The 17568-nt window shown below is 76.0% G+C and carries 17 protein-coding genes; 12 read left to right on the top strand and 5 right to left on the bottom strand.

Going from position 1 to position 17568, the window contains the following annotated elements; genetic code table 11:
• Positions 1-430 (top strand): universal stress protein (locus tag WJX68_RS11300; RefSeq protein WP_340289275.1); only part of this gene is annotated, 430 nt, incomplete at its 5' end.
• A 69-nt stretch (positions 431-499) separates the two neighbouring features.
• Positions 500-1123, top strand: a complete 624-nt coding sequence (locus WJX68_RS11295) for a TetR/AcrR family transcriptional regulator (RefSeq protein WP_340289272.1) — start codon at positions 500-502, stop codon at positions 1121-1123.
• Here WJX68_RS11295 and WJX68_RS11290 read toward each other — a convergent pair.
• The 4 genes from WJX68_RS11290 to WJX68_RS11275 all read right to left on the bottom strand — a co-directional run bounded on the left by WJX68_RS11290 (position 1110) and on the right by WJX68_RS11275 (position 5853).
• A complete protein-coding gene (locus WJX68_RS11290; RefSeq protein WP_340289269.1) occupies positions 1110-1880 on the bottom strand; it encodes an IclR family transcriptional regulator in 771 nt (256 codons plus the stop codon). The genes WJX68_RS11295 and WJX68_RS11290 overlap by 14 nt on opposite strands.
• Before the next feature lie 12 nt (positions 1881-1892).
• Entirely contained in the window at positions 1893-3104 is a 1212-nt protein-coding gene (locus tag WJX68_RS11285; protein WP_340289266.1) for a cytochrome P450, read from the bottom strand.
• 31 nt (positions 3105-3135) lie between these two features.
• On the bottom strand, positions 3136-4092 hold the full coding sequence (locus WJX68_RS11280; RefSeq protein ID WP_340289263.1) for a PDR/VanB family oxidoreductase: 957 nt from the start codon (positions 4090-4092) through the stop codon (positions 3136-3138).
• Positions 4093-4182: 90 nt separating this feature from the next.
• Complete coding sequence (locus WJX68_RS11275; protein ID WP_340289260.1) at positions 4183-5853, bottom strand: FAD-binding dehydrogenase; 1671 nt, start codon at positions 5851-5853, stop codon at positions 4183-4185.
• 131 nt (positions 5854-5984) lie between these two features.
• On the opposite strand from WJX68_RS11275, the gene WJX68_RS11270 reads away from it, so the two are divergent.
• The 3 genes from WJX68_RS11270 to WJX68_RS11260 all read left to right on the top strand — a co-directional run bounded on the left by WJX68_RS11270 (position 5985) and on the right by WJX68_RS11260 (position 10497).
• Entirely contained in the window at positions 5985-6833 is an 849-nt protein-coding gene (locus WJX68_RS11270) for a trypsin-like serine peptidase (protein ID WP_340289257.1), read from the top strand.
• A gap of 10 nt (positions 6834-6843) precedes the next feature.
• Entirely contained in the window at positions 6844-7845 is a 1002-nt protein-coding gene (locus tag WJX68_RS11265) for an arsenic resistance protein (protein ID WP_340289254.1), read from the top strand.
• 135 nt (positions 7846-7980) lie between these two features.
• Positions 7981-10497: a hypothetical protein gene (locus WJX68_RS11260; protein WP_340289251.1), complete on the top strand. Its 2517-nt coding sequence runs from the start codon at positions 7981-7983 to the stop codon at positions 10495-10497.
• A gap of 78 nt (positions 10498-10575) precedes the next feature.
• On the opposite strand, the gene WJX68_RS11255 is transcribed toward WJX68_RS11260, so the two are convergent.
• A complete protein-coding gene (locus WJX68_RS11255) occupies positions 10576-11292 on the bottom strand; it encodes an alpha/beta fold hydrolase (RefSeq protein ID WP_340289248.1) in 717 nt (238 codons plus the stop codon).
• A gap of 154 nt (positions 11293-11446) precedes the next feature.
• On the opposite strand from WJX68_RS11255, the gene WJX68_RS11250 reads away from it, so the two are divergent.
• The 7 genes from WJX68_RS11250 (at position 11447) to WJX68_RS11220 (ending at position 17564) form a co-directional block, all read left to right on the top strand.
• Positions 11447-12646: an FAD-dependent monooxygenase gene (locus tag WJX68_RS11250; RefSeq protein WP_340289245.1), complete on the top strand. Its 1200-nt coding sequence runs from the start codon at positions 11447-11449 to the stop codon at positions 12644-12646.
• A 106-nt stretch (positions 12647-12752) separates the two neighbouring features.
• Entirely contained in the window at positions 12753-13673 is a 921-nt protein-coding gene (locus tag WJX68_RS11245; protein ID WP_340289242.1) for a LysR substrate-binding domain-containing protein, read from the top strand.
• On the top strand, positions 13670-14773 hold the full coding sequence (locus WJX68_RS11240; RefSeq protein ID WP_340289239.1) for a mandelate racemase/muconate lactonizing enzyme family protein: 1104 nt from the start codon (positions 13670-13672) through the stop codon (positions 14771-14773). Before WJX68_RS11245 ends, WJX68_RS11240 begins: the two co-directional genes overlap by 4 nt.
• 40 nt (positions 14774-14813) lie before the next feature.
• Positions 14814-15659, top strand: a complete 846-nt coding sequence (gene catA / locus WJX68_RS11235) for a catechol 1,2-dioxygenase (RefSeq protein ID WP_340289236.1) — start codon at positions 14814-14816, stop codon at positions 15657-15659.
• Complete coding sequence (locus WJX68_RS11230; RefSeq protein ID WP_340289233.1) at positions 15659-15943, top strand: muconolactone Delta-isomerase family protein; 285 nt, start codon at positions 15659-15661, stop codon at positions 15941-15943. Before catA ends, WJX68_RS11230 begins: the two co-directional genes overlap by 1 nt.
• A gap of 58 nt (positions 15944-16001) precedes the next feature.
• On the top strand, positions 16002-17015 hold the full coding sequence (locus tag WJX68_RS11225) for an isopenicillin N synthase family dioxygenase (RefSeq protein ID WP_340289230.1): 1014 nt from the start codon (positions 16002-16004) through the stop codon (positions 17013-17015).
• Positions 17016-17159: 144 nt separating this feature from the next.
• Entirely contained in the window at positions 17160-17564 is a 405-nt protein-coding gene (locus WJX68_RS11220; protein WP_340289227.1) for a hypothetical protein, read from the top strand.
• The last annotated feature ends 4 nt before the right edge of the window (positions 17565-17568 follow it).

The raw sequence follows: 17568 nt of genomic DNA, 5'->3' as shown, positions 1-17568 counted from the left end.
CCCGCACGGGCCGGTCGTCGTCGGCGTCGACGGGTCGGCGTGGACCGAGCCGGCGCTCGCCGCGGCGTTCGCGGAGGCCGCCGCACGCGGGACCGGCGTCGTCGCGGTGCACGCCTGGGCCGACGACGTCGTCGACCCGGCCGTGACGGCGCTGGTCGACCCCGACGGGCGCGCCGAGGACGAGCGCAGGCTGCTCGACGACGCGCTCGCCCCCTGGGCGGACAAGCACCCCGACGTGCGGGTGCGGCGGGTCCTCGCCCACGACCGCCCGGCCCGGGCCCTGGTGACCGAGTCCGGATGGGCCCAGCTGGTCGTGGTCGGCTCGCGCGGGCGCGGCGGTGTGGCGGGGATGCCGCTGGGGTCGGTCGGCCGGGCGCTGCTGTCGCACGCGCACTGCCCCGTCCTCGTCGCCCGCGACGGGCCGGGCTGAGCGCCGCGGAGCCGGGACGGGTCCGGGCCGGCGTCGGTTACAGTGCCGCGACGACGGAGGGAGGCCGGGGTGCCCGCGGCGAACCGGGTCGACAAGCACGACGCACGCCGCCGTGCGCTGGCCGACTCCGCGCTGCGCACGCTCGGCGAGCTCGGCTACGCACGGGCGTCGCTGCGCGAGATCGCGCAGAACTCCCCGTTCAGCCACGGCGTCGTGCACTACTACTTCGCCGACAAGCTCGAGCTGATCGTCTACTGCGTGCGGCGCTACAAGGCGGTCTGCGTGACCCGCTACGACGGCGCGGTCGCCGGGGCCTCGACACCCGCCGGCCTGCTCGGGGCGTTCTCCGACACGCTGTGCGCGACCCTCGTCGACGACGCCCCGATGCACCGCCTCTGGTACGACCTGCGCGCCCAGAGCATGTTCGAGCCGAGCCTGCGTGAGGCCGTCGGGCAGATCGACCGCACCCTGGAGGACATGGTGTGGCGGGTCGTGACCCGCTACGCCGAGCTGTCCGCGACCGAGCCGTCGCTGAGCCCGCACGCCGCCTACGGCGTGGTCGACGGCGTGTTCCAGCAGGCGCTGCTCGGTCTCCTCGACGGCGACGAGGACGCCGTCCTGGCCCGGCTGCGGGCCGAGGTCGCGGGCCTGCTGCCGCTGACCCTGCGACCCGCGCCGGTCACGAGTCCCTGACCCCGGTCCCCGCGCCGCAGGCCCGGGCGATGCCGTGTGCGGCGGCGCGCAGCGCCGGGACCAGCGCGGCCGCCCGGCCGTCGGCGGGCTGCACGGTGGACAGCGCCGCGACGACGGTGCCGTCGCGCCCCCGGACCGGGACGGCGACCCCGGTCGCGTCCGGGTGGACGTACCCCTCGGTCACCACGTGGCCCTCGCGCCGGATCCGGGCGAGCAGCAGCCGCAGCCGCGCCGGATCGGTGACCGTGGCCGCGGTGAGCCGCTCCCGCGGCGCGGCCAGCACCCGTTCCTGCTGGCCGGCGGGCGCGTGCGCGAGCAGCACCAGCCCCGAGGACGACACGTGCAGCGGCAGCCGCCCGGCGATCCGGGTCAGGTTGACCACCGCACGCGGCGCGGAGAGCCGCTCGACGAAGATGACCTCGTCGCCGTCGAGGACGCCGAGCTGCACGTGCTGCCCGACGACGGCGTGCAGGTCCCCGAGGAACGGCAGCGCGGCCTCGCGCAGCGTCAGCGTCGGCGACGCCCGCTGCCCCAGCTCCCACAGCCGCATCCCGATCCGCAGCCGCCCGCCCGCGGTGCGGGTCAGCAGCCCCAGCTCGACGAGCTGGGCGACCAGCCGCGACGCCGTCGCCACGTGCAGGCCGGCGCCGCGCGCGATCTCGGTGACGCCGAGCTCGGCCCGGCCGGGCTCGAACACGGACAGGATGCGGACCGCGCGGGCCAGCACCGGCTCGCCGGGCCCGTCGTTCGGGGCCATCCGCGCAGTCTCCTACGCCGGCGTGACCCGCAGCGGCAGCGACGCCCAGGACCGCATGGTGTTGTTGGGGCGCCGCCGGGGCGGCCCGGCGGGCGCGACGGTCGTGACCCGCGCGGCGAGGGCGCGCAGCACCGACTCGGCCTCGAGCCGCGCGACGTGCTGGCCGACGCACTGGTGCAGCCCCATGCCGAAGCCGACGTGCCCGGACGGGTCGCGGCCGAGGTCGAGGTCGTCGGCGTCGGCGCCCCAGTGCCGGGGGTCGCGGTTCGCCGCGCCCAGGAACAGCAGGACCTTGCGCCCGGCCGGGACCCGCACCCCGCCCAGCTCGGTGTCGCGCGCGGTGGTCCGGAAGAAGGTCTGCACCGGGGACTCCCAGCGCACCGCCTCGTCGAACGCGACCCGGGCGAGGTCGGGCTCGGCGCGCAGCCGCGCCCACTGCCGCGGGTGGGTGGCGACGGCGTGCAGCACCGCGGACAGCCCGTTGACCGTGGTGTCCACCCCGGCCGAGAGCAGCGAGCGCACCACCAGCGGGGCCTGGTCGTGGGTGATGTCGCCGCGGTCGGCGGCCGCCCAGATGTCGGCGCCGAAGCCGTGCGGGGCCAGCGCGTCGCGGGCGCACTGCGCGTTCACCCACGCCGACAGCTCGCCCAGCCGCGGGAGCTTGTCCTCCAGCAGCGCGTTGCGCGGGCCGAACGCGTTGAACAGCAGGTCGCCGTAGGGCAGCAGGTTCTCCCGGCCCGCCTCGGGCAGGCCGACGGCGTCGGGGAACACGCGCAGCGGGAAGGTCTCCGACAGGGCGGTGACGGCGTCGAACTCGGGGCCGCGGGCCAGCACCCGGTCGACGAGCGCGGCGGCGTCGGCGGCCCAGCGCTCCCGCAGCGACCGCAGGGCGCGCGGGCCGAGGACCTTCGCGAGCACCCGGCGGGGCGCGTCGTGCTGCGGCGGGTCGGCCTCCAGCAGCAGCGACGGCGGCCGCCACGGCGCCTCGGTGTGGAAGTCCGCCAGGCCGACCCCGGCCCCGGAGCGCAGGTCCTGCCAGTTCACGAGCGCGTCGCGCACGACGTCGTAGCGGCCGGAGGCGACGACGTCGTAGCGGGTCAGCCGCACGACCGGGCCTGCGTCGCGCAGCCACCGGTGGAACGGCAGCGGGTCGAGGAGCACGTCGGTGCCGAACGGGTCGACGTCGGTGGCGGGGACGTGGTCGAGCGCGGGCGTCGCGGTCATGGTGCCGTCTCCTTCGCGGGTGGCGGGTGGGTCAGAGGTCCAGGACGAGGCGCGGGCCGCGGGAGCGGGAGACGCACACGAGCATGCAGTCGCCCGCGGCGCGCTCGTCGTCGTCGAGGACGGAGTCGCGGTGCTCGGGCTCGCCGTCCAGGACGGTCGTCTCGCAGGTCCCGCAGGTCCCCTGCCGGCACGAGGAGAGCACCTCGACCCCGGCGTCGGCGACCGCGTCGAGCACGGTGCGCCCCGGCCCGACGGTCACCGCGGCGCCGCGGCGGGCCAGGTGCACCTCGAACGCGGTGTCGCGGACCGGGCCGTCGGCGGCGGGGGCGACGAAGCGCTCGGTGCGCAGGGTGTGCGGCGGCCATCCGGCGGTGGCGGCGGCGAGGGCGTCGAGCAGCCCGCCGGGCCCGCAGCCGTACACCCGGGTGCCCGCGTCGGGGTGTCCCAGGAAGCGGGGCAGGTCCAGCAGGCCCGCCTCGTCCTGCGGCACGACGCGCACGCGTCCGCCGTGGCGGGCCAGCTCACCGGTGAACGCCATCGACGATCGGGTCCGGCCGCCGTAGAGCAGCGCCCAGTCGGCGCCGAGCAGGTCCGCCTGCGCGATCATCGGCAGGACCGGGGTGATCCCGACCCCGCCGGCGACGAACAGGTAGCGCGGGGCCGGGACCAGCGGGAAGTTGTTGCGCGGCCCGCCGAGGCCGATCTCGTCGCCGACGGCGAGCCGGTCGTGCACCCATGCCGAGCCGCCGCGCCCGTCCGGCTCGCGCAGCACGGCGACCCGGTAGCGGTGGGCGTCCCAGCGGTCCCCGCACAGCGAGTACTGGCGGGTGCGGCCGCCGGGCAGCACCAGGTCGACGTGCGCGCCGGGCGCCCAGTCCGGGAGCCGGCCGCCGTCCGGGGCGACGAGTTCGAGCGACACCACGCCGTCGGACTCCGGGCGGCGTGCCGCCACCCGTACCCGGCGGGTACCCGACCCTGCTGCGACCACGTTGTCCTCCTCGACGCCGGTGCCGGCACCGAGCATCCGGCGCGCGGGCGGCGCCGCGGAAGCGGACTCTCGCTGAGCGAGAGGCGGGCGCTACAGGGCGTCGGCGAGGTCGCGTCCGGCCGCGCGCCCGGAGAACACGCAGCCGCCGAGGAAGGTGCCCTCCAGCGCGTTGTAGCCGTGCACCCCGCCGCCGCCGAACCCGGCGGCCTCGCCGACCGCGTACAGCCCGGCGACCGGCTCGCCGTCCGCGCCCAGGGCGCGCGAGCGCAGGTCGGTCTGGACGCCGCCGAGGCTCTTGCGGGTCAGCACGTGCAGCTTCACCCCGATCAGCGGACCGGCGCCCGGGTCGAGGATCCGGTGCGGCGCCGCGACGCGCCCGATCCGGTCGCCGAGCGAGCGCCGGGCGTTGTGGATGCCCTGGACCTGGGCGTCCTTGCTGTAAGGGTGGTCGATCTGCCGGTCGCGGGCCTCGATCTGGGACCGGACGAGGGCGGCGTCGAGCAGCGGGGTGTCGGTGAGCGCGTTCATCCGCGCGACGAGCTCCTCCAGCGTGTCGGCCACGACGAAGTCGGCGCCGTGCTCCTTGAACGCCTCGACCGGGCCCGGCGCGCCCCGGCTCAGCACCCGCTCCCGCAGGAACGCGGCGCGCCCGCCGGAGGTGATGTCGGGGTTCTGCTCCGAGCCCGACAGCGCGAACTCCTTCTCGATCATCTTCTGGGTGAGGACGAACCAGGAGTGGTCGTGCCCGGCGAGGTCCGGGGTGGTGCGCAGGTGGCGCAGCGTGCCGAGGGTGTCGTAGCCGGGCAGGCAGGGCGCGGGCAGCCGGCGGCCCAGCGCGTCGAACCACATCGACGAGGGTCCGGGCAGGATCCGGATCGCGTGCCGGGGCCAGACCGGGTCCCAGTTCACGACGCCCTCGGTGTAGTGCCACATCCGGTCGCGGTTGACCAGGCGCACGCCCGCGGCGGCGGCGATGTCGAGCATCCGGCCGTCGACGTGCGCGGGCACGCCGGTGATCATCGACGCCGGGGGCGTGCCGAGCCGCTCCGGCCAGAACCGGCGCACCATCTCGTGGTTGGCCCCGATCCCGCCGGTGGCCAGCACGACCGCGGGCGCGGAGAACGCGAACTCCCCCGCGGCGTCGCGGTTGCTGGGTGCGCCGCGGGGCGCGTCGTCGGGGGCCAGGACCGTGCCGCGCACCCCGGTCACCACGCCGTCGGTGACGACGAGGTCGTCGACCCGGTGGCGGTGGTGGAAGGTCACCAGTCCCTCGGCGGCCGCACGCAGCGCGGAGTCGACGAACGGGCCGACGACCCCGGTGCCGGTCCCCCAGCTGATGTGGAACCGCGGCACCGAGTTGCCGTGCCCGGTGGCGGTGAGGTCGCCGCGCTCGGCCCACCCGACCGTCGGGAGGAACGAGATGCCCATCCCGGCCAGGTAGGAGCGCTTCTGTCCGGCGGCGAAGTCGACGTAGGCGCGTGCCCAGCGGGCGGCCCAGACGTCCTCGTCGTCGAGGCGGTCGAACGCGGCGCTGCCCTGCCAGTCGCCCCAGGCCAGCTCGACGGAGTCGTGGATGCGCATCCGGCGCTGCTCGGGGCTGTCGACGAGGAAGATCCCGCCGAACGACCAGAACGCCTGGCCGCCGAGGTTGGCCGCGTTCTCCTGGTCGAGCACCGCGACCCGCCTGCCCCGCCGGGTCAGCTCGTGGGTGGCGACGAGGCCGGCCAGGCCCGCCCCGACGACGATCACGTCCGCGTCCACCCTGGTCCGCTCCCCTCGCCGCCGCGCCCGCCGGGCGGATTCACAGCACGTCCACATGCGGCCCGGCCGACGCCGCGCCCCGCTGCCCTCTACCGTCGATCACCGACGGTACCGGCGGCGAGGAGGTGGACGTGCGCATCCCCGGACGGGCGGCCCGCGGCCGCACCCGGCTGCTCGCCGCGGGCGCGCTGGGTGCCGCCGTGCTCGCCGCGGCCGTGCTCGCCGGCCGTCCCGCGCCCACCGCCGCCGCGCCCGCCCCGGCCCCGGAGCCCGCGACGACGGCCGCGGTGGCGGCACCGGTGACCGCGGCGCGCCCCGCGACCGGTGCCCTGTTCGCCGGGCCGGCCGACGACCCCGGGGAGCACTACTGCTCCGCGGCGGTCGTCACCTCCGCGGCCGGGGACCTCGTCGTCACCGCCGCGCACTGCGTCGCCGACGGCGACGGGTCCCCCGCCCGCACCGGGATGTCCTTCGCCCCCGGCTACGACGACGGCACCGCCCCCTACGGCTACTGGACCGTGACCGCGGCGACCGTCCCGCCCGGCTGGGAGCAGAGCGGCGACCCCGCCTCCGACGTCGCGTTCCTGACCGTCGAGCAGCCCGGGTCGCCCCCGGTCCAGCAGCTCACCGGCGCCTACCGGCTCGCGCCGGCGCCCGACCCGGACACCACCGCGCAGGACGACGGCTCCGCGCCGACCGGGCCGACCGTCACCGCGGTCGGCTACAACGACGGCGACCCGGCCGCGACCACCGTGTCCGGGACCGTCGACTCCCCCGAGCCCGGCCAGTGGGAGCTGCCCGAGCCCGGCCTCGACGACGGCACCAGCGGCGGCCCCTGGCTGACCGGCCCGGACGGCACGGAGATCCTCGCCGTCACCGGTGGCCTCCAGCAGGGCGGCGACACCCCCGACGTCTCCTACGCCGCGGACCTCGGCGACGCGGCGCGCGCCGCCTACGCCTCCGCGGGCGGGGAGGACTGAGCGCTCCCCGATGCCCGCGCTCGTCGCCTGGTGGGACCGCCACCAGATCGCCCTGTACCTGTCCGCGATCGCCGCGGGCGCCGCGCTCGGCCTCGGCGCGCCGGGGCTCGCCCCCGCGCTGGCGTCGGCGATCACCCCGGTGCTGGCCCTGCTGCTGTTCGCGACGTTCCTCGGGGTCCCGCTGGCCGGGGCCGGGCGGGCGCTGACCGACGGGCGGTTCCTGGTGACCGTGCTGGTCGCGAACTTCGTGCTGCTCCCGCTGGTCGTGGCCGCGCTGTCGCGACTCGTCGCCGACGACCGGGGCCTGCTGCTCGGCGTGCTGCTGGTGCTGCTGACCCCCTGCATCGACTACGTCATCGTCTTCACCGGGCTCGCCGGCGGCGCGCAGGAACGGCTGCTCGCGGCGGCACCGGCGCTGATGGCCGTGCAGGTGCTGCTGCTGCCCGGCTACCTGTACCTGCTCGCCGGGCCCGGCGCCCTCGCCGTGATCGACCCGTGGCCGTTCGCCGAGGCGTTCGTCGTGCTGATCGTGCTCCCGCTGGCCGCGGCCGCGCTGGTGCAGGCCTCGGCGCGCCGGCACCGGGCCGGTGTCGCGGCCGGGCGCGTCACGGCCGGGGCGATGGTCCCGCTGATGGTGGCGACGCTGGCGGTGGTCGTCGGGTCGCAGATCGCGGCGGTCGGGTCGCGGGTCACCGCCCTGCTCCGGGTGGTCCCGCTCTACGTCGTGTTCGTCGTCGCGGCCGTGGCGGTCGGGCTGGCCGCGGCGCGGGCGGCGCGGCTCGACGTCGCCGCGGCCCGCGCGGTGGTCCTCTCGGTCGCGACGCGCAACTCGCTGGTGGTGCTGCCGCTCGCACTCGCCCTGCCCGGGGCGCTCGCGCTCGCGCCGCTCGCGGTGGTCACCCAGACCCTCGTCGAGCTGGTCGCGATGGTGGTGCTGGTGCGGCTCGTGCCGGTGCTGGTGCCCCGGACCGCCGGCACCGGCGGGCCCGGACACAGACGCCCAGAGTCTTAGTCCATTCGGAGTAACGAAAGCTCGTCGTCGCACGTCACCGGGCCACGCCCGGGCCGTTGTGGTGATCACCGACGGGTCGTCCGATCCCTGTCACGCAGCGACGCGTGACCGGACGGCGCCGGTGGAAGGCTCCCCATGAAGAAGACGACACGAGCCGGCGTCGCGCTCCTCGTCGCCGGGCTGCTGGCCGGCGCCGCCGTCGGCGCCGGCTCCGCGCTGGCCGCCCCGCCGGGCCACGCCGACACCGCTGGTCCCGACCTGCTGCGCGCCCCCGCCGCCGACGCCCCCCAGCTCGAGAACACCGGCATCTGGTCCGCCGACCCCGTCGGCATCTGCATGACCAGCGCGTACCGGCACGGCGAGTACGTGCACCAGGGCTGCGTCTACGACGACGAGGGCGGCGGCAACCAGTACCGCTGGCCCAACGACACCCTGCTGCGCGGCTACACCTACCCCGAGGACCCGGCCTACCGGCGCAACGCCGCGGACATCCTCGAGGTCCGGATGCGGCCCGAGGGCGACGCGACGGCGTTCCGGGTCACCATGAACACGATGACCGACCCGGAGCTGCTGGGGCTGACCCTGGCGCTCGGCGACTCGGACGTCCCGCGCGAGGCCCCGCACGGCGCGAACACCGTGCTGCCCGCGGACCGGTTCGTGACCGTGCACGGCTCCGAGGGCGACGTCACCGACGCCGCCACCGGCGCGACGCTGCCGGACGCGCCGCGGGTGCACGTCGACGTCGAACGGCGCCAGGTCGAGATCCTCGTCCCGCACGCCGCGTGGGACCCGGGCACCGGCACCCGGCGCGTCGCCGCCGCGGCCGGGCTGTGGGACCGCGACGCCGGCGCCTACCTCGTCCCGCAGGCCACCGCCGACGAGACCCACCCCGGCGGCGCCGTGCTCGGCGACCCGACACCGTCGGCGTTCTTCGACGTCGCGTTCCGCTTCCACGAGCCGTTCGAGGCGCCGTACCGCGACAACGACCAGAAGCGCGCGATCGCGAACGGCGACATCGGCGAGTTCTTCGCCGACGTCGACTTCGGCAGGCTCGCGGCCGGCGCCGACGACGAGTCCGGCGTGCCCACCAGCGGCTACATGACCCGCGTGTTCGCCTCGCACTTCGAGTCCGAGCAGGGACGGCGGCTGCCCTCGGACCCGGGCGGCCCCGCCCCGGGCACCGGCACCCAGCAGGGCGGCATCGCGACCGGCTCCGGCGACGGCTCGGGCGACCAGCGGCCCAGCCTGTCCTTCGGCTACCCGTGCCGCGACGACTGCGTCCCCGACCTGGCCGGGCGCATGCAGCGCTACATGGTCTACGTGCCCGAGGCCCCCGCGCCCGAGCACGGCTACGCGTCGATGGTCTGGACCCAGGGCTACGCGCTGCGTCCCGGCGACGACGTCGCGGGCGACCGCGACCTCTACCGTGCCTTCGCCGACCGCGCGGGCGACCCCACCATGGTGATCGACGTCGACTTCCGCGGCGCCGACAACTGGGGCTACGGCCAGGGCGGCGCGAGCGTGTTCGAGGCGCTGGCCGACGCGCGCCGGCACTACGACCTCGACACCGAGCGCACCTCGATGGGCGGGTTCTCCTCCGGCGCCTACACGGCGAACAAGCTGTCGCTGAGCTTCCCCGACGTGTTCTCCGCGGCCTTCATCTGCGACGGCCTGAACGTGGCGCCGTCGTTCCCCGGCCTGAACGGGGTCGCCGACGAGGTCTCCGAGACCGCGGGCGTCGACTCGCTGACCCGGCACGAGCCCGGGTCGAAGATCTCGGCGCTGCTGCCGAGCCGGCGCAACCAGCCGGTGATCGAGTGGGCCGGGGTCAACGACGACTTCATCCCGTACACGATCACCCGCGAGCGCGCCGACGCCTACGCCACGGGCGACTACGACTACGAGTTCGTCAGCCACGTCGGGCTCGCCGCCGAGCACCTGGTGATGTGCAAGAACGGCATGTGGGACCTGGCGCTGGACCACCTGGCCGACGGCCACCGCGCGGTCGACCCGCAGCACGTCACCTTCGTGCGCAACCCGCTGATGGACGACCCCGGATCCGGGCTGGTCGCCGACCACGCCTACTGGCTCTCGGGCATCACGACCCGCGACCCGCAGCGCCTCGGCGCGGTCGACGTGGTCACCCGCGGGCAGGGCAGGGCGGACGCGCCGGTGCCGCCGTCGCAGCGGGAGGTCGGGCAGACCGAGGGCACGTTCTCGCCGGTCAACCCCTACCTGCGGGAGTTCCGCCACCTCGACGCGCCGGTGGACGCCGACGCGCAGGACGTGCTGGAGATCCGCTCGGCCGGGGTCGGCGCCGTGACGGTGGACCCGGAGCGCGCCGGGGTGGGCTGCGACGCCCGGCTCGACGTGCACACCGACGGCCCGCTGACCGTCATGCTCGACGGCTGCGACCGCACGGAGTCCTTCGACGGCACCGACTCCGGCGGGCTGGCGACCCCGGACACGTTCGCGCCGGCCGACCCGCTGGCGCCGGTCGGCAACCCGCTGCAGGACGCCCCGGTCCCGGCCGAGGTGGGCAACCTCCCGCAGCCGCCGCTGCAGGGGCTGCCGCCGCTGCGGTTCCCGCCGAACCAGCCCGGTCAGGACCCGGCGCCCGGCGACGGCGCGCAGGAGTCCCCCACCGGCTGAGCACGCACCGCACGCCGGACGGCCCCCTCGTCGCGATCCGCGTCGAGGGGGCCGTCCGTGGTGGTGGGGAGCGGACGCTCAGGCCTTGAGCAGGGCCTCGGCGAGCCCGTCGGGGGCGGTGAAGCAGCCCTCGTGGCTGCCCGGCGCGCTCACCGGGGTGACCCCGAGGCGCGCGGCGAAGCGGTCCCAGCCGTACTCCCCCGGCGGGAGCGCGACGTCGTCGGCCGAGAGCACGTAGGCGACCGGCACGCCGAGCGTCGCCGGGTCGATGGGTTCGACGGTCTCGGTGAAGTACTGCATCGGGTGCGGCACGAGCAGCTCGTGCACCAGGCGCTGGACGGGCTCGTCGGCGTCGTTCATGAACGCCTGCTGCCAGACCTCGAACGGCAGCACGACCGAGTTGTTCCCGGACGCGGCGGCCTGCGCGGCGAACAGCTCCTGGTACGGCGGCGGGACCTCGTCGTTGAGCGAACGGCCCGCCGCGGGCACGAACGCGCTCCAGTACACGAGCTTGCGCAGCCGCGACGCGACGCGGTGCGCCGCGCCGGTGATGACGTAGCCGCCCCAGCTGTGCCCGACCAGCGTCACGTCGGTCAGGTCGTGGGACTCGATCAGGTCGACGACCGCGTCCACGGTGTCGGACAGGTGGTGGCGGGTGGGGTCGTCGCCGTCGTGCAGCCCGGGCAGGGTCGGGGTCAGCACGCGGTGGCCCGCCGCACGCAGTCGCTCGGCGACCGGGCGCCAGGCCCAGCCCCCGTGCCATGCGCCGGTCACCAGCACGAACGTCTCGGACATCGATCACTCCTCGTCGAGCTCTGCGGGGGGACGCGACGATCGTGGCCGAGCCCGGCGGCCGGGAGAAGGGTGCTGCGGGCTCGTGCCGAAAGCGGTCCTGATCCAGACGATTCGCAGAGGAATCACGGCCCGGAATGTGTGCCAGGCTCCGAGTGTGAACGGATCAGTGACGATCGTGGGTGCCGGGATCGGGGGCCTGACCCTGGCGCTGTCCCTGCAGGCGCGCGGTGTCGGGGTGACGGTCCTGGAACGGGCCGGGGAGCTCCGCGAGGTCGGCGCCGCGGTGGCGCTGTCGGCGAACGGGCTGCGCTTCATGGACGAGCTGGGCCTGCTCGGCGAGCTGGAGGAGGTCTCCGCCCAGCCCACCGAGCTGATCCACCGGGACTGGCGCGACGGGCGGCGGGTCACCGCGTTCCCGGTCGGGATCGACGGCAGCTACCGCCGCCGCTTCGGCGCCCCCTACCTGGGCATCCACCGCGCCGAGTTCCAGCGGGTCCTCGCCTGCGCCTGCCCGGAGGGCATGATCCGCCTCGCGAGCGAGGTCGTGGACGTCGAGTCCGGCGCCGACGGGGCCACCGTCACGCTCGCCTCGGGCGAGCGGGTGCACGGCTCGGTGGTCGTCGGCGCGGACGGCGTGCACTCGCGCGTGCGGTCCCGGGTCGCGCCCGACGCGCGCCCGGTCTACACCGGCACGTCGGCCTTCCGCGGGATCGTCGACGTCGCCGACATGCCGCTGCTGCCCGACCCCGGCGCCATCCAGTTCTGGATGGGTCCGGACGCGCACGTGCTGCACTACGCGATCGGCGCCCGGGCCGAGGCGGTCAACTTCTTCGCCGTCCTGGAGGGGCCGACCCCGTGGCCCGGCGGTGCCGGGCCGACCGAGACCGACCCCGGCACCCTGGAACGGGCCTTCGCCGGGTGGGCACCGGGCGTCGTGCAGATGCTGACCGCGGTCCCGCAGTCCCCGCACTGGCCGCTCTACACGCTGCCGCCGCTGTCGCGCTGGGCCGACGGCCGGATCGTGCTGCTCGGCGACGCCGCGCACACGATGCTCCCGCACCACGGCCAGGGCGCGAACCAGTCCATCGAGGACGCCGTCGTGCTCGCCGACCTGCTGGCCCGCCCGGGGGCGCTCGACGGCGGTCACGCCGGGGCGTTCGACCGCTACCAGCGGCTGCGCCGCGCGCGCACCCGCCAGATCCAGCGCAGCTCGCTGGTCACCAGCGACCTGCTGCACCTGCCCGAGGGCCCCGCGGCCACGGCCCGCGACGAGCGCCTGGCCGGCCTCGACCCGTGGCTGGGCTGGATCCACGGCGTCGACGCGCGGGCCGACACCCGGCCCGTCCCTGCCTGAGCCGCATTCAGCTACCAGGCATCCGGATCGGACTCGATCCGGTCTTTGTCCCTACAAGGTTCGCGATCTACCGTGGGAAGCACCGGACGACGAGGGAGGTGACGACATGGACCTGCGACAGCTGCGCTACTTCGTCGCGGTCGCCGAGACCCGGCACTTCGGCCGGGCGGCCGAGCGGCTGCACATGGCCCAGTCGCCGCTGTCCCAGGCGATCCGCCAGCTGGAGAACCAGGTCGGTGCGACGCTGTTCGAGCGCACCACCCGCCGCGTGGACCTGACGCCGGCCGGGGCGTCGCTGCTGGAGGACGCCCGCCGCATCCTCGCCGGCGTCGAGGACGCGCGGCGCCGGGTCGAGCAGGTCGCCGCCGGCACCGAGGGCGTGGTGACGATCGGCGCGACCGACCTGGCCGCGTACCGGCTGCTGCCCCGGATGGCCCGGGTCGCCGGGCGCCGGATGCCGGGGGTCACCCTGCGCTTCCGGCCCGGCCTGCTCACCGCCGCCCAGGAGGACGCGCTCGACGAGCGCCGCATCGACCTCGCCGTGCTGCGCCCGCCGGTGGTGCGCCCGGACCTCGCGACCCGCCCGGTCGCGCGGGAGCGGCTGATCGCGGCGCTGCCCGCGGGGCACCGCCTCGCCGAGGCCGCGACCATCACCCTCGCCGAGCTGCGCCACGACGACTTCGTCGCCTACGGCGCCCCGGGCTCGGTGGTGGACTCGGTCGCCGTGCAGGGCTGCCTGGACGCCGGGTTCCTGCCGCGCCGCCGCGCCGAGGCCCGCGACACCCCGATCCTGCTCACCCACGTCGCCGCCGGCGCGGGCGTCGCGCTGCTGCCGGAGTCGGTGCGCGCGCTGGGGACCGAGGGCGTCGTCTACGCCGACCTCGACCGGGTGCTGCCGGTCGACCTCGCGCTGGCCTGGCGCGCCCACGACGACTCCCCCGCCCTGCACCGCCTGCTCGCCGTGCTCGCCGACCGCGCCGCCGAGCTGGACCCCCGTCCCGCCACCGTATCCGGAGGACCGCAGTGAAGATCGTCGCCGTCGAGGCGATCCCGTTCGCCGTGCCGTACCGCAAGCCGCTGCGGTTCGCCTCGGGCGAGGTGCACACCGCCGACCACGTGCTCGTGCGGGTGCACGCCGAGGACGGCGTCGTCGGCGTCGCGGAGGCACCGCCGCGCCCCTACACCTACGGCGAGACCCAGGCCTCGATCCGCACCGTGATCGACACCGTGTTCGCGCCGGAGGTCGTGGGGCTCAGCGTGTTCGAGCGCGAGCGCCTGCACGCGGTGCTGGACCGGACCGTCGGCAACCCGACCGCGAAGGCGGCACTGGACATGGCGGTCTGGGACGTCATCGGGCGCCGCCTCGGCGTCGGCGTCTCGGAGCTGCTCGGCGGGTACACCGACCGGATGCGGGTGTCGCACATGGTCGGCTTCGCCCCCGACGACGTCATGGTCGCCGAGGCGCAGCGCATGCGCGACGAGCACGGCGTCACCACCTTCAAGGTCAAGGTCGGCCGCCGCCCCGTCTCGCTCGACACCGGCGCGTGCCGGGCGCTGCGCGAGGCGCTGGGCCCCGACGTCGAGCTCTACGTCGACGGCAACCGCGGCTGGACCGCACCCGAGGCCGCCCGCGCGCTGGACGAGATGGCCGACCTCGGGCTGACCCTGTCCGAGGAGCTCATGCCCGCCGACCAGGTCCTCGGACGGCGCTGGCTCACCGCCCGCACGAGCGTCCCGACCGTCGCCGACGAGTCCGCCACCCGCCCCGGCGAGGTGACCCGCGAGCTGCTCGACGGCGCCGCGACCATGATCAGCATCAAGACCGCGCGGACCGGGTTCACCGGCTCGCAGCGGGTGCTGCACCTGTGCGAGGGCCTCGGCACCGAGGTCGTCATGGGCAACCAGATCGACGGCCAGCTCGGCACGGCCTGCACGGTCGCGTTCGGCGCCGCGCACCGGCACACCAGCCGCCGCGCCGGGGAGCTGTCGAACTACCTGGACATGGCCGACGACCTGCTCACCGAGCCGCTGCGCATCACCGGCGGGGAGCTGCGCGTCCCCACCGGGCCCGGGCTCGGCGTGGACGTCGACCCGGACAAGCTCGCCCGCTACCGCACCGACACCTGACCATCCACCCGGGCCACCACCACACCACGAAGGAACCGCCATGACCGAGACCGCCACCGCCACCGCCGCCGGCTCCGGCGCGAACGCCACCGCGACGTTCGCGAAGAAGGAGCGCTCGGGCGGCGCCGTCGACCCCGCCCGCGTGTCCGCGATCGCCACCGACACCCTGGCCGCCCTGCACGACGTCGTCCGCCGCCACCAGGTGACCTACGCCGAGTACGACGCGCTCAAGGCGTGGCTGATCCAGGTCGGCGCCGACGGCGAGTGGCCGCTGTTCCTCGACGTGTTCGTCGAGCACGTCGTCGAGGAGGTCGCCAACGCCGACCGCAAGGGCGCCGTCGGCACCATCGAGGGGCCCTACTACGTGCCCGGCGCGCCCGAGTTCGACTCCGAGACCACCGTCCCGATGCGGGACGGCGAGAAGGGCACCCCGCTGCTGTTCCAGGGCACCGTCACCGACCTCGACGGGACCCCGGTCGAGGGCGCGACGGTCGACCTCTGGCACGCCGACGACGACGGCTTCTACTCCCAGTTCGCCCCCGGCATCCCGGAGTGGAACCTGCGCGCGGTCATCCGCACCGGCGCCGACGGGCACTTCGCCTTCCACACGATGCAGCCCGCGCCGTACCAGATCCCGACCGACGGCTCGACCGGCGCGTTCATCTCCGCGGCCGGCTGGCACCCGTGGCGGCCCGCGCACCTGCACCTCAAGGTGTCCGCGCCGGGCAAGGACCTGGTCACCACCCAGCTGTACTTCGACGGCGGCGACTACGTCGGCGACGACGTCGCCCAGGCCGTGAAGCCCGAGCTGATCCTGCGTCCCGGCCCGGCCGCGAGCGGCACCGGCAACGAGGTCACCTACGACTTCGCGCTGGACCCCGCCTGATGGCGCGCTTCGCCGTCCGGATGGAGGTCGACCTGCCCGCCGACATGGACGCCGACGCCCGGGCCGACCTGCTGGCCCGGGAGAAGGCCTGGTCGCAGCAGTGGCAGCGCTCCGGGGAGTGGGTGAGCATCTGGCGCTGCGTCGGCGAGTACGCGAACCTGTCGATCTTCGAGGTGCGGGACAACGAGCAGCTCCACGAGATCCTCTGGGGCCTGCCGCTGTTCCCGTACATGACGATGACGGTGACCCCGCTGGCCACGCACCCGTCGGACGTGCACGCCTGACGGCGCCGGCCCCCGGCCACCCGGCCGGGGGTCGCCCCGTGCCCGTCCCGCGCGCAGGATGGACCCCGTGACCGACCGGCTGCCCGTCCTGGACCTGTCCCGGCTCGACGCGGGCCCGGACGCGGCCCGTGCGTTCCGCGCCGACCTGCTCGCCGCCACCCACGAGATCGGGTTCTTCCACCTGGTCGGCCACGGGATCCCGGACGCGGTCAGCGACGCGGCCCTCGCCGAGGCGCGCCGGTTCTTCGCCCTGCCCGAGGCCGACAAGCGGGCCGTGGAGATGCTGCGCAGCCCGCAGTTCCGCGGCTGGACCCGGACCGGCGGGGAGCTGACGCAGGGCGCGGTGGACTGGCGCGAGCAGATCGACATCGGGGCGGAGCGCGACCGGGTCGACGCCCCGGACGGCCCCGGCTGGCTGCGCCTGGAGGGGCCGAACCTCTGGCCCGCCGCGCAGCCGTCGCTGCGGGAGGTCTTCACCGACTGGGAGCGCCGCTGCACCACGGTCGCGCGGCGCCTGGTGCGGGCCTGGGCGGTCGCGCTGGGCGCACCCGCCGACGTGTTCGACTCCGCCTTCGGCGACCGGCCCTCCACCCTGATCAAGCTCATCCGCTACCCGGGCCGCGACGAGCGCGGGCAGGGCGTCGGCGCGCACTCCGACCCCGGGGTGCTGACCCTGCTGATGGTCGAGCCGGGCCGCGGCGGCCTGCAGGTCCGTCACGGCGACGGCTGGATCGACGCGCCCCCGGTGCCCGGCGCGTTCGTCGTCAACATCGGGGAGCTGCTGGAGTACGCCACCGACGGCTACCTGCGCGCGACCGTGCACCGGGTGGTGTCCCCGCCCGAGGGCGAGACGCGGCTGTCGGTCCCGTTCTTCTTCAACCCGGCGCTGGGCTCCACCGTCCCCCGCATCACGCTGCCGCCGGAGCTGGCCGCGCGGGCGCGCGGGGTGACCGACGACCCGGCCAACCCGATCAGCGCGACGTTCGGCGACAACCTGCTGAAGGCACGGCTGCGCGCCCATCCCGACGTGGCCGCGCTGCATCATCCGGACCTGGTCGCGGCGGCCCGCTGAGCCGGTCCGGGTGCGCCGCGCGGACGCCTCGTTTACCCACCGCTTGCCCGGGGCTGGCCGGCCGCTGGGGCGGCGGGGCCTAGCGTCGTGGACGCAGCGGTCGCGACCCGGCGGCCGCACGACACCACCGCCGGAGCGTGTCCCATGACGCCGGACCCGGCCGAGCGCGCCCGCGACGCGGTCCTGCTGCTCCTCGCCGCCGACCCGGACCTCGCCGCGCTCGGCATCACCTTCGAGACCGTCGTCGCCCTGCCCGGGATCGGCGGGTCCTACGACGTCACCGCGCGGCCCGACGCCGACGTGCTCGTCCTGACCTGGTCGCGCCCGCCCGGGGGCGCCCGCCAGCGGGTCTGCCTGTCGGTGGTGCGCTCGCCGGCCGGCCCGCCCGCGCGGGCCGCGGCGATCCTGCGGACGGCGGCGCGGGCGCTGCGCGCGGCCGCCACCCCGCTGCCCGGGGTCACCGCGATCGCGGTCTCGGCGCCGCACGTCCAGCGTGCCGCCGGCGACGGGCTCGTCACGACCGGCTTCGACGTCGTCGGGGCGGCCTGACCGG

This window comes from Pseudonocardia spirodelae, assembly GCF_037727765.1.
Lineage (GTDB): Bacteria > Actinomycetota > Actinomycetes > Mycobacteriales > Pseudonocardiaceae > Pseudonocardia > Pseudonocardia spirodelae.
Note: the sequence above shows the minus strand (reverse complement) of the source record. Positions and strands in the feature narration are given on the sequence as shown.